The 11,559-nt window shown below is 73.7% G+C and carries 9 protein-coding genes and 2 riboswitches; of the genes, 6 read left to right on the top strand and 3 right to left on the bottom strand.

The window, feature by feature from the left end; translation table 11 throughout:
- Window positions 1–6: 6 nt before the first annotated feature.
- From AMK13_RS27050 to AMK13_RS27040, 3 genes are all read left to right on the top strand, one after another.
- Complete coding sequence (locus AMK13_RS27050) at window positions 7–708, top strand: dienelactone hydrolase family protein (protein ID WP_049655503.1); 702 nt, start codon at window positions 7–9, stop codon at window positions 706–708.
- 163 nt (window positions 709–871) lie between these two features.
- Window positions 872–2,134, top strand: a complete 1,263-nt coding sequence (locus AMK13_RS27045) for an MFS transporter (protein WP_234348529.1) — start codon at window positions 872–874, stop codon at window positions 2,132–2,134.
- Between the two features lie 100 nt (window positions 2,135–2,234).
- Complete coding sequence (locus AMK13_RS27040) at window positions 2,235–2,762, top strand: HAD domain-containing protein (RefSeq protein WP_074004469.1); 528 nt, start codon at window positions 2,235–2,237, stop codon at window positions 2,760–2,762.
- Here the strand turns inward: AMK13_RS27040 and AMK13_RS27035 are convergent.
- Complete coding sequence (locus tag AMK13_RS27035; RefSeq protein ID WP_049655508.1) at window positions 2,740–3,528, bottom strand: CPBP family intramembrane glutamic endopeptidase; 789 nt, start codon at window positions 3,526–3,528, stop codon at window positions 2,740–2,742. The two genes, AMK13_RS27040 and AMK13_RS27035, sit on opposite strands and share 23 nt — an antisense overlap.
- 95 nt (window positions 3,529–3,623) lie before the next feature.
- The gene (locus AMK13_RS27030) at window positions 3,624–5,129 is read right to left on the bottom strand and encodes a glutamate--cysteine ligase (protein WP_049655516.1); all 1,506 of its coding nucleotides are present in this window, start codon (window positions 5,127–5,129) and stop codon (window positions 3,624–3,626) included.
- Between the two features lie 378 nt (window positions 5,130–5,507).
- Between AMK13_RS27030 and AMK13_RS27025 the strand changes: the two genes are divergently transcribed.
- Together AMK13_RS27025 and AMK13_RS27020 are read left to right on the top strand one after the other, a co-directional pair.
- Complete coding sequence (locus AMK13_RS27025; protein WP_074004468.1) at window positions 5,508–6,080, top strand: hypothetical protein; 573 nt, start codon at window positions 5,508–5,510, stop codon at window positions 6,078–6,080.
- A gap of 412 nt (window positions 6,081–6,492) precedes the next feature.
- Window positions 6,493–6,684, top strand: coding sequence for a DUF5999 family protein (locus AMK13_RS27020; protein WP_049659119.1), 192 nt, complete (start codon window positions 6,493–6,495; stop codon window positions 6,682–6,684).
- Between the two features lie 118 nt (window positions 6,685–6,802).
- Here AMK13_RS27020 and gcvP read toward each other — a convergent pair whose 3' ends face one another.
- The gene (gene gcvP, locus AMK13_RS27015; protein ID WP_074004467.1) at window positions 6,803–9,703 is read right to left on the bottom strand and encodes an aminomethyl-transferring glycine dehydrogenase; all 2,901 of its coding nucleotides are present in this window, start codon (window positions 9,701–9,703) and stop codon (window positions 6,803–6,805) included.
- A gap of 103 nt (window positions 9,704–9,806) precedes the next feature.
- Window positions 9,807–9,939: riboswitch (glycine riboswitch) on the bottom strand.
- Between the two features lies 1 nt (window position 9,940).
- Window positions 9,941–10,044, bottom strand: a riboswitch (glycine riboswitch).
- A 151-nt stretch (window positions 10,045–10,195) separates the two neighbouring features.
- On the opposite strand from gcvP, the gene AMK13_RS41250 reads away from it, so the two are divergent.
- Window positions 10,196–11,470 carry a PRC and DUF2382 domain-containing protein gene (locus tag AMK13_RS41250; protein ID WP_143204642.1) on the top strand — a complete coding sequence of 425 codons (1,275 nt, stop codon included), beginning with the start codon at window positions 10,196–10,198 and terminating at the stop codon, window positions 11,468–11,470.
- The last annotated feature ends 89 nt before the right edge of the window (window positions 11,471–11,559 follow it).

The raw sequence follows: 11,559 nt of genomic DNA, 5'->3' as shown, positions 1-11,559 counted from the left end.
GAAGCCATGCCTGACCAGGGCGGCTCCCGGCAGAACGTCACCTTCCCGAGCAACGGCCGTACCGCGCACGGCTACCTGGCCCGCCCGCCGCAGGGCGTCGGACCGGGCCTGGTGGTGGTGCAGGAGTGGTGGGGCCTGACCTCGCACATCGCCGACATGGCCGACCGCTTCGCCGCCGAGGGCTTCACCGTCCTCGCCCCCGACCTGTTCGGCGGCGCCACCACCCACGACGGCACCGAGGCGGCCCGCTTCCGGCGCGAGCTGCCGGTCGACCGGGCGGTGGAGGACCTGGCCGGGGCGGTCGACCACCTGCTCGCGCTGGACGGCGTGGTCGGCGACGCGGTCGGCGTGGTCGGCTTCTGCATGGGCGGCGGCTTCGCCCTGCTGCTGGCCGCCCGGGCCGGCGACAGGGTGGCCGCCGTGGTCCCGTTCTACGGCCTGCCGCCCGACCCGGACTTCGACTACCGCGGCCTGACCGCCCACGTGCTCGGCCACTTCGGCGAGCTGGACGGCTCGATCCCGATGGCCGCCGTGGACGAGGCGGCGATCCGGATCGGCGAGGCCACCGACGTCCGCCCGGAGATCCACTTCTACCCGGCCGGGCACGCCTTCATGAACGACGAGAACCTGATCGGCACCTACGACCCGCTCCAGGCCCGGATCGCCTGGCGCCGCACCGTCACCTTCCTCTGGGGCCACCTCGGCTGACGGGGCCGGAACGGCCGGCGGGGCAGCCCTCGACGTTCGGGGCCATCTCGGCCGACGGGGCGGACTCGGCCGACGGGGCTAGCTCGGCTGAAACCCCACCCTTCCGACGCCCCGGTACGACAACCGGATGGACACCCGTACGCCCCCACGGCATAGTCTCCGGGTGCCGACCCCACCCTCACGCCGCTTCGCCTGGGCGAGCCGCAACTTCCGCATCCAGACCGCCGCCACCGTGGTCAGCGGCCTCGGCAACGCCGGCGCCCCCATCGCCACCGCCTTCGCCGTGCTCGGCACCGGCGGCACCACGACAGAGGTCGGCTACGTCACCGCCGCCCGGCTGGTGCCCACCGTCCTGCTGATGGTGGTCGGCGGCACCCTCGCCGACCGGCTGCCGCGCCACCTGATCATGGTCGCCGCCAACGTGTTCAGCGGGGTCTCCCAGGCCGTCCTGGCCGCCCTGGTGCTGACCGGTGACGTCCGGCTCTGGCAGATGCTGGCGCTCTCCGCGGCCGGCGGGGCCGGCTACGCCCTCTACTCCCCCGCCTCCGGCGGCATGATCATGCAGGCCGTCCCCCAGGAGCACGCCGCCCGCGCCTTCGCGGTCTTCCGGATGGGCCTCAACGCCTCCCAGATCGGCGGCGCCGCCCTCGGCGGGGCGCTCACCGCCCTCGTCGGCCCGGGCTGGGTGCTCGCGCTGGACGCCCTGTGCTTCCTGGTCGCCGCCGCCCTCCGCTTCTTCCTGGAGCCGGAGAAGGCCCCCGCGTCCTCCGGCAGCAGCATGCTGCGCGACCTGCGCGAGGGCTGGCGGGAGTTCGCCTCCCGCCGCTGGCTCTGGGTGATCGTGCTCCAGTTCTCGGTGCTGGTCGCCTGCATCAACGCGGTGGAGTCGGTGTACGGGCCGACCGCCGCCAAGGAGCGGCTCGGCGGGGCGGGCGCCTGGGGCCTGGCGATGGCCGCCTACGGCGTCGGCCTGGTGGCCACCGGCGTGCTGATGACGCGCTGGCGGCCGCGCCGGATCCTGCTGGTCGGCAACTGGGGGGTCTTCCTGTTCGGCGTGCCCGCCCTGGCCCTCGCCGCCGAGGTGCCGCTGCCACTGCTGGTCGTCGCGATGTTCCTGTCCGGCGTCGGCGTCACCGTCTTCGGCGTCAACTGGATGGTCGCGCTCCAGCAGGAGATACCCGAGGAGATGTTCTCCCGGGTCACCGCGTACGACGAGCTCGGCTCCTACTCGCTGGCCCCGGTCGGCACCGCGCTGGCCGGCCCCGCCGCCGTGGCGCTCGGCCTGTCGGGCGCGCTCTGGGCGTGCGCCGCCGCCTGTCTGGTGCTCAGCGCGGTCGTCCTGCTGGACCCGCAGGTGCGCCGGCTGAGCCGTCGGGGCACGACGGACGCACCGGTGCCCGTCAGCGAGCCCGCGCCCGCTCCGTGAGCCCCCTGTGCGCCCCGCGTGCGCCCGCCCGTGGGCAACCGCCGGTGCGCGGGTGACGTCCGAAGTGTCAGGAAACACCACCGTCTCCGAGGGGCCACCGGTGCCGAAGCCACTGCTGTTCCTGGACGTCGACGGCGTCCTCAACCCGGTCCGCCCCCACCCGGACGCCGGGTTCGACACCCACACCCTCTTCGGCTACACCGTCCTGCTGTCCGCCCGGCACGGCGCCTGGCTGCGCGAGCTCGCCGGAACGTACGACCTGGTCTGGGCGACGACGTGGGAGGAGAACGCGAACACCCACATCGCCCCGGCGATCGGCCTGGACCCGCTCCCGGTGGTCACCTTCACCGGCTACGTCCCGCAGCCCGGCGACCCGCGCGTCCCGCTGATGGAGCTGTTCTCCGCCGCCAAGTGGGCCCCGCTGCTGCGCTACGCCGCCGGCCGGCCGTTCGCCTGGGTGGACGACGTCATCCCGCCGCGGCTGGTCCGCCGCTCCCAGTTGCGCCGGGACCGCCTGCTGCTGCCCGTCGACCCCGGCGAGGGCCTGGAGCGCCGGCACGTCGACCGGCTGCTCGCCCGTCCGCCGCGCGGCCGGGCGCGGTCGCTCAAGGGGTCGGCAGCCAGCTGACGTGCCCGGCCAGCAGCGCGTACCCGACAAAGGCCACCGTGTCGATCAGCGCGTGCGCCACCACCAGCGGCATCACCCGCCCCCAGCGCCGGTACAGCAGGCAGAACACCGCGCCCATCACCATGTTGCCGACCAGCCCGCCGACCCCCTGGTAGAGGTGGTACGAGCCGCGCAGCACCGAACTCGCGGCCACCGCCGCCGGCCAGGACCACCCGACCTGCCCCACCCGGCGCAGCAGGTAGCCGAGGACGACGACCTCCTCCAGGATCGCGTTCTGCCAGGCCGACAGCAGCAGCACCGGCACCCGCCACCACACGTCCGGCAGCCCGGACGGCGCCACCGTCAGGTTGTACCCGGCCGCCTGCGAGGCCAGGTAGAGCGCCAGCCCCGACCCGCCGATCGCGGCCGCGACGGCGGCGCCCCGGCCCAGGTCGCGCAGCTTCTGCCCGAGGTCGAAGCCCAGTACCCGCAGCGCGACGCCCTCGCGCACCAGCAGGTACCCGACCAGCACCACCGGCATCAGCCCGCGCCCGATGTAGTACAGCTGCCACACCAGGTCCAGCCAGGGCCGCCCGGGCGCCCGCGAGCCGTTCAGCGTGGCGACCTGCTGGCCGAGCTTGAGCGGTTCGGTGAGCGAGCCGGTGAAGCTGATCAGCGCGCTGATCCCGCTGGCCCCGAGGGAGAGGCCGAGGACGATCAGCAGTTCCGCGCCGAACAGCCGACGGGTGGGCTTCGCGGTCTCCGGCGCGGTCGGGACGGTGGTCACGGGGGCTCCAGCGGACGGGCGGTCGCTCCGGCCGTCGGCCGACCGCCGGAGCGATCATCCTGACACAGCCGCCGGACCGCCCCGACGGGGAGGGCTCAGCCCACCGGCCAGGTGTGCACCGGCTCGCCGCCGCGCATGAGTTCGGCGTAGCGCCTGGTCATCGCCGCGAGCGCGGCCGGCCGGTCCATCCCGTACTGCTCGCGCAGCCGGTGGAAGGTGGCGGTCTGCCAGGACGCGCCGTTGGTGCGGCGCAGGCAGCGCTGCTCGATGATGCCCAGGTAGCGGTCCCGGTCGGCGGGCTCCACGCCCCACTCGTCCAGCCCCTGGTAGGCCATCGGCAGCAGCTCGTTGAGCACCAGGTCGACCGCGGACACGGTCTGCAGCCCGCCGCCGCGCCCGGCCCGCCCCGAGCGCGGCCACTGGAACACCGCGTCGATGCCGTACCGGGCGCCCTGCTGGAAGTTCTCGTCCGCCCGCTCGAACGGCAGCCGGGTCCAGATCGGCCGGGGCTGCTCGGCCAGCACCCGCACCAGTCCGTAGTAGAAGGCGGCGTTGGCGAGCGTGTCGGCAACCGTCGGCCCGGCCGGCAGCGCCCGGTTCTCCACCCTCAGGTGCGCCACCCCGCCCGCGATGTCGTACACCGGGCGGTTCCAGCGGTAGATGGTGCCGTTGTGCAGCCGCATCTCGGCGAGCCTGGGCGCGCCGCCGGAGGCCAGCACCTTCATCGGGTCCTCGTCGTCACAGATCGGCAGCAGCGCGGGGAAGTACCGCAGGTTCTCCTCGAACAGGTCGTACGCCGAGTCCACCCAGCGCTCGCCGAACCAGGTGATCGGGCGCACGCCCTGGGCCTTGAGCTCCGCCGTACGGGTGTCACAGGCCTGTTGGAAGAGCACCGGACGGGTCTCCCGCCACAGCTCCCGCCCGAACAGGAAGGGCGAGTTGGCGCCGAGCGCGAGCTGCGGCCCGCAGATCGCCTGGGCCGCGTTCCACACCGAGGAGAACCGCTGCGGGGTCACCTGGAGGTGCAGTTGGAGCGAGGTGGCGGCGGCCTCGGCCACCATGGTGATCGACTCCAGCTGGAGGTGCTCGACGCCCTCGATGTCCAGCGCGATGTCCTCCCCGCGGGCGGCCAGGATCTGGTCGCTGAGCAGGCTGTACCGCTGGTTGTGGCTCATCGCGTCCAGCCCGGTGTGGGCGTGCTCCAGCGTCGGCAGGATGCCCACCATGACGATCCGGGCGCCCGCCTCGGCCGCCTGCCGGTCGGCGTAGCGCAGCCCGGTGTCGATCTCCTCGCGCAGCTCCTCGAACACGTGCCCGCAGAGCCGGTGCGGCGTGATGTTGACCTCGATGTTGAAGCGGCCCAGTTCGGTCTGGAAGTCGCTGGAGCCGATCGCGCTCAGCACCTGCGCGTTGTTCATGGCCGGCAGGCCCTGCTCGTCGGCCAGGTTGAGCTCGATCTCCAGGCCCATCACCGCCCGCGGCCGGTCGAAGCGGTCCTCCCGGATCATCCGTCCGAGCACGTCCAGACACGTGTGGAGCTTGCGCCGGTAGAGCTGCCGGTCCGCCAGTTCCGCCCGAGTCGCCACGACCTTCTCGCCCACGGTCCCCTCCTCCAGAGCCACCCCGTCGAGCACCCGGTCGACCGACCGTGCAAGCATGATGCCCACCGCGAAGATCGATACCCGAACGTGCGTACTGGCTTGCAATGCAAGGCATCTGACGGAAAATCAGACGAACTGTGGACTTGCCCGACACCACAGCCTGTGATAAACAGATCACCCTGCGCACCTGTTCGAATTCGCACAGCGCTCCGGCCGGTCCGCCTCGCCCCGAAAGCCCTCGTCGAGGCGGCGACCGCGCCGGCACCGCGATCCTGCACAACCGGACACGGCCCGGCCCCGTCACCGACGACGCGTCGCCCCGCCACGCCGGTATGCCGCACTCGCACGCCGATCTCGCTTGGAGAGGCGGACCCCGCCATGACTCTGCAAACCCCCCAGCCCCCGCCGAGCGCCCTGCGCGCCGTCCTGGGCGCGCTCGACTCGGAGACCGCGCTGCGCCAGCCCGCCGCCGCAGCACTGCGCCATCCGACCGGCCCACTGCTCCCCGCCCACCCGCTCGCGGTGCACGTCCTGAACGGCCCGCGCCCGGAGCTGCCGGCCGCCCGCCGCACCGGCTGGCGCTTCCTGATCAAGGACGGCGCCGAGGTGGCCGCCGCCGCCGAGGTGGTGCAGAGCGCCGAGGGCCACAGCTTCTCCCACTTCACCGCCGGCCCCTACCTCGACTCGACGGTCCGGGCGCTGCGCGAGGCCTGGCAGCTCGCCCAGGGCTCCCGGACCCGCCGGCAGCCCCGGCTGCTGACCTTCCCCGGCCAGTACGCCACGGCGCTCTGGCTGCACAACCCCGACGCCGACCCGGACGGCGACCTGCTGATCCCCCTGGCCCCGGCCCCGCTCGGCGTCGCCGCGCACCGCGCCCGGCCCGCCGCCGAACTGCTGCCGCTGCTCGCCCGCGCCCCGCTCGCCGGGCCGCTGCTGCTCGGCACCTCCTGACCCGCCGACGCCCCACGGGCCGCCGGGCCCACCCGCCCGGCGGCCCTCGACCGCGCCCGCGCGCCCGCTCCCAAACCCTCACCCGAACGGTGACCACCCGTCCGGGCCATTCGGCATGGCCCCAACGGGCCATGTCCCGACTGACCCACCGGTGCGCCTTTTCCCGTCGGCCCCACCTGAACGGGTGATCTCTACCCGGGAGTTGTGGCGCATGTCACGAAATCCCTGCGCGCGGCTCCCGGGATGCCGACACTGGGAACCAGCGTGGAAGGACCCCCTGTCCTACCCACTTGGGCGCCGGCCCACACTTGGCCGGCGCGCGGACAGGATCCGACCACCGCGGCGGCCCCGGACGGCACCACCTCCGGCGACCGCACCACGGGGAGGATCGCAGAGCGAAGCGAGGGTACGCATGTGCCAGCACCGTCCTGAGTGCCCGACGGCCGAGTCCGAGGACCGCGAGGCGGCCGTATCGGTGGCCCGTCACCCGGAGCAGGGCTGGAGCCTGCTCTGCAACGGCGTCGTCCTGTTCGAGGACACCGGCGAACTGCTGCCCGACGGCCGGGTGATCGCCCCGCGCCGCCCCGTCGCCCACGCGGCCTGACCACCCGGTCCGACCGTACGGCGGGGGCAGCCGCCGACCAGCGCAGACGGGCAGGGCCCCGGCGGAGAACTCCGCCGGGGCCCTGCCGTCCGACCCGGACCACCTGGGCCCGGTCGGGTCAGACGCCGTACTCGTCCAGCGGCGGGCAGGAGCAGACCAGGTTGCGGTCGCCGTACGCGCCGTCGATCCGGCTCACCGGCGGCCAGTACTTGTCCGCCGGGTTCACGCCCGCCGGGAAGACCGCCTCCTGCCGCGAGTAGCCGTGCGCCCAGTCGCCGGCCAGCGTGGCGGCGGTGTGCGGGGCGTTGCGCAGCGGGTTGTCGTCGGCCGCCCACTCGCCCGAGCCGACCTTGTCGACCTCGGCCCGGATGGTGATCATCGCGTCGCAGAAGCGGTCGATCTCGTGCAGGTCCTCGGACTCGGTCGGCTCGATCATCAGCGTGCCGGCCACCGGGAAGGACATCGTCGGCGCGTGGAAGCCGTAGTCGATCAGGCGCTTGGCGATGTCGTCCACCGTCACGCCCGTCTCCTTGGTCAGCGGGCGCAGGTCGATGATGCACTCGTGCGCGACCAGCCCGCCCGGGCCGGTGTAGAGCACCGGGAAGTGCGGCGCCAGGCGCTTGGCGATGTAGTTGGCGTTCAGCACCGCGACCTGGGTCGCGTGCTTGAGGCCCTCGCCGCCCATCAGCCGGACGTACGCCCAGGAGATCGGCAGGATGGCCGCCGAGCCCCACGGCGCGGCCGAGATCGGGCCCACGCCGGTGGCCGGGCCGGCCTCCGGCTGCAGCGGGTGGTTCGGCAGGTACGGCGCCAGGTGGGCGCGCACCGCGACCGGGCCGACGCCCGGGCCGCCACCGCCGTGCGGGATGCAGAAGGTCTTGTGCAGGTTCAGGTGCGAGACGTCCGCGCCGAACTTGCCCGGCTTGGCCAGGCCGACCAGGGCGTTCAGGTTGGCGCCGTCCACGTACACCTGGCCGCCGGCCTCGTGCACCAGGGCGCAGATGTCGGTGATCTGGGTCTCGTACACGCCGTGGGTGGACGGGTAGGTGACCATCAGCACGGCGAGGTTGTCGCGGTGCTGCTCGATCTTCGCCTTCAGGTCCTCGACGTCCACGTCGCCGTCGACCAGGGTCTTCACCACGACCACGCGCATGCCGGCCATCACCGCGGAGGCCGCGTTGGTGCCGTGCGCCGAGGACGGGATCAGGCAGACGTCGCGCTGGGTGTCGCCGTTGGCGTGGTGGTAGGCGCGCACGGCCAGCAGACCGGCCAGCTCGCCCTGCGAGCCCGCGTTCGGCTGGATCGACACGGCGTCGTAGCCGGTCACCTCGACCAGCTGCTGCTCCAGCTGGCGGATCAGGGTCAGGAAGCCCTGGGCCTGGTCGATCGGCGCGAAGGGGTGCAGCTGGCCGAACTCCGGCCAGGTCACCGCCTCCATCTCGGTGGTCGCGTTGAGCTTCATGGTGCAGGAGCCCAGCGGGATCATGCCGCGGTCCAGCGCGTAGTCCCGGTCCGACAGGCGGCGCAGGTAGCGCAGCATGGCGGTCTCCGAGCGGTGGCTGTGGAAGACCGGGTGGGTCAGGTACTCGTCCTCGCGCAGCAGCGCGGCGGGCAGCGCGTCGGCGGCCTCGGCGACCTCGACGGCGGGGACGCCGAACGCGGCCCAGACGCCGGCCAGGTGCTCGCGGGTGGTGGTCTCGTCGGTGGAGACGGAGATCCGGTCCGCGCCGTCCTGGTGGACGTTGATGCCGTTGGCGCGGGCGGCGGCGGCGATCTCCGCGGCGCGGCCCGGGACGACGGCGGTGACGGTGTCGAAGAACTCGCCGTGCAGCAGCTCGACGCCGCCGGCCCGCAGGCCCTCGGCGAGGGCGGCGGCGTAGCGGTGGGTGCGGCGGGCGATGTCGGCCAGGCCGTCGGGGCCGTGGTAGACGGCGTACATCGAGGCCATCACGGCGAGCAGCACCTGGGCGGTGCAGATGTTGCTGGTGGCCTTCTCGCGGCGGATGTGCTGCTCGCGGGTCTGCAGCGCCAGGCGGTAGGCGCGGTTGCCGTCGACGTCGACGGAGACGCCGACCAGGCGGCCGGGCAGCGAGCGGGCGAACTCGGCGCGCACCGACAGATAGCCGGCGTGCGGACCGCCGAAGCCCATCGGCACGCCGAAGCGCTGCGAGGTGCCGCAGGCGATGTCGGCGCCCAGCGAACCCGGGGACTTGAGCAGGGTCAGCGCGAGCAGGTCGGCGGCGACGGCGACGATCGCGCCCAGGCCGTGCGCCTGCTCGATCACCGCGGTGAGGTCGCGGACCACACCGGTGGCGCCCGGGTACTGGAGCAGCACACCGAAGACGCCGCGCTCGACGATCTCGGCCGGGATGCCCTCGGACAGGTCGGCGACGACGACCTCGACACCGGTCGGCACGGCACGGGTGTTGATCACCGCGACGGTCTGCGGCAGGGTCTCGGCGTCGACCAGGAAGACGCCGCCCTTGACCTTGGTGACGCGGCGGGCCAGCGCCATCGCCTCGGCGGCCGCGGTGCCCTCGTCCAGCAGCGAGGAGCCGGAGGTCGGCAGGCCGGTCAGGTCGGAGACCAGGGTCTGGAAGTTGAGCAGCGCCTCCAGGCGGCCCTGCGAGATCTCCGGCTGGTACGGGGTGTAGGCGGTGTACCAGGCCGGGTTCTCCATGACGTTGCGCAGGATCACCGGCGGGGTGAAGGTGCCGTAGTAGCCCAGGCCGATCATCGGCTGGAGCACCTGGTTGCGGCCGGCCAGCTCGCGCAGCTCGGCGAGGACCTGGGCCTCGGTCCGGCCCGCGGGCAGGTCCAGGGCGGTGATGGAGCGGATCGCCTCGGGCACCGCGGTGGCGGCGAGCTCGTCCAGCGAGCCGTAGCCGACGGACGCCAGCATCTTCTCCTGCGCGGCGGCGTCGGGGCCGATGTGGCGGTTCTCGAAGGGGCTGGCCAGCTCAAGCTCGGTGAGGGTCGAGGCGCCGGTGGGGCGTCCCGCGTTCGGCTGGGCGTTCATGGTGGTCGAGGCCTCCTGGTCACGGACCGGCGGGGGTACGCACGCCGGCCGGCCTCGCCGCTGCGGACAGCGGACGAACCTGGGCGGGCGGACCCGACAGGCCTCCCCCTCTGTCATCGGGACCTGAGAGCTTCACCCGCACGGGGCGCTGTGGGCGCTCCGTCGGCTTGCACCGTCGGTGAGGGTGGTGATCGCCGGCTTCCGCGCCGACGCTCCTGCCCTGCTTTCCAGAGTGACCTACCCCACACGGTACGGATGCCTGAGAGATTCCGGGGAGGAGTTGCTCCTTCGGCGCTCCGACCAGCGGCTTTCGCAGTCGGAGACTCTCCCGAGCGGGCTCTGCGGTCGTCGCCCAGGGTACCAGCGGGAGGCCCCCCGATCACGGGTGCGTCAGGTCGTTCGGGGTCTACGCGCGTCCCCCGGACGGTCCAGCGCGCAGCCCGTCCGGCGCACCCCGCTCGCGTCCGTCCGATTCATGGCTTTTGGTGTGAAGTGGCGGACGGAACGGGTGCTCCGGCCGCCTTCCTGCGGGAGTTCCGCAAGCTCAGCGCACGGGAGGAAAGAGTGCAGACCGACATCGACCCCCGGGACCTCATCGGTCACAAGGCCGTCGACCGCAACGGAGACAAGATCGGCACGGTCGACGAGGTCTACCTGGACGACGCCACCGGCCGGCCCGAGTGGGCCGCGGTCCGGACCGGCATCTTCGGCCGGGACGCCTTCGTCCCGCTGACCACGAGCGAGTTCGCCGGCGACGAGCTCCGGGTGCCGTACGACAAGTCGCTGGTGAAGGAGTCGCCGGACTTCGGCGTCGGCCAGCACCTGTCCCCCGCCCAGGAGCTCCAGCTGTACCGCTACTACGGGCTCGACACCCCGATGGACGGCCGCCCGAGCCACGAGAACGGGAGCCGGCCCAAGCAGGCCGACCTCGACTTCGGCACCACGGCGGCGGCCGCCGCCGCCACGACGACCGCGGCGGCCCCGGCGAAGTCGCTCACCTTCCACACCCCCGAGCGCTCCCCCGAGCCCGTTCCCGAGCCCGCCCCGGCCAGAGCCCCCGTCGCCACCGCCCCGCCCACCGCCGCCGTCACCGCCGCGGTCGCCGACAGCACCAGAACCGCCCCGGAGGCCGACATGCGGATGCTCAGCACCCCCGAGGCCACCACCGCCACCCCGGCGGCCGCCCCCGTCGCACCCACCGTGGAGCCGAGGCCGCAGTCGCAGCCCGCCCCCGCCCCCGCGTCTACGCCCGCCCCAGCGGCGACCGTCGGCGCCGCGCACGCCGACGGCGCCCCGTCCGCCCCCAGCGGCCCGGTCGAGATCACCTGCCGCGAGGAGCGGCTGGAGGTCACCACCGAGTGGCACACCCTCGGCACCGCGAAGCTGCGCAAGTACGTGACGACCGAACAGGTCGAGCGCCGCATCCCCGTGGTCCACGAGCGCGTCCGGGTCGAGCGGATGCCGGTCAGCGACGCCGAGCGCGCCACGCTCAGCGAGAAGGACATCGCCGAGGCCGTCGAGGAGGTCACCCTCCGCGAGGAGCGCGCGGTGGTCCGCAAGTACCTCGCGCCCGTCGAGCGGGTCCGCCTGGTCGTCGAGCGCTACACGACGGAGGAGGTGGTCCGGGAGGAGCTCCGCCGCGAGCACGTCGAGGTCCACGACACCACCGCCACCCAGAACACCTCCCCGGCCGGCTCGACCCCGCCCCCCGCCTCACCCCCCGCCGCCGACTCACCCCGCCCGGCCGCACTGCGCCCGCTCGTCTGACACCACCCGCGAAGAGGGGCCCCGGACACCGTCCGGGGCCCCTCTCGCACACCCACCACAGGCGCCCCTCCCTGCGCCCACCCCCCGCC

The sequence above is a fragment of the Streptomyces sp. CB02056 genome, assembly GCF_001905545.1.
Lineage (GTDB): Bacteria > Actinomycetota > Actinomycetes > Streptomycetales > Streptomycetaceae > Kitasatospora.
This window is presented reverse-complemented; position numbering and strand designations above follow the sequence as displayed.

What these genes read in the sequence shown, in the direction of transcription:
- AMK13_RS27050 (WP_049655503.1), top strand. Translation starts at nt 7, where the DNA reads ATGCCTGACCAGGGCGGCTCCCGGCAGAACGTCACCTTCCCGAGCAAC.
- AMK13_RS27020 (WP_049659119.1), top strand. Translation starts at nt 6,493, where the DNA reads ATGTGCCAGCACCGTCCTGAGTGCCCGACGGCCGAGTCCGAGGACCGC.
- gcvP (WP_074004467.1), bottom strand. Translation starts at nt 9,703, where the DNA reads ATGAACGCCCAGCCGAACGCGGGACGCCCCACCGGCGCCTCGACCCTC.
- AMK13_RS27025 (WP_074004468.1), top strand. Translation starts at nt 5,508, where the DNA reads ATGACTCTGCAAACCCCCCAGCCCCCGCCGAGCGCCCTGCGCGCCGTC.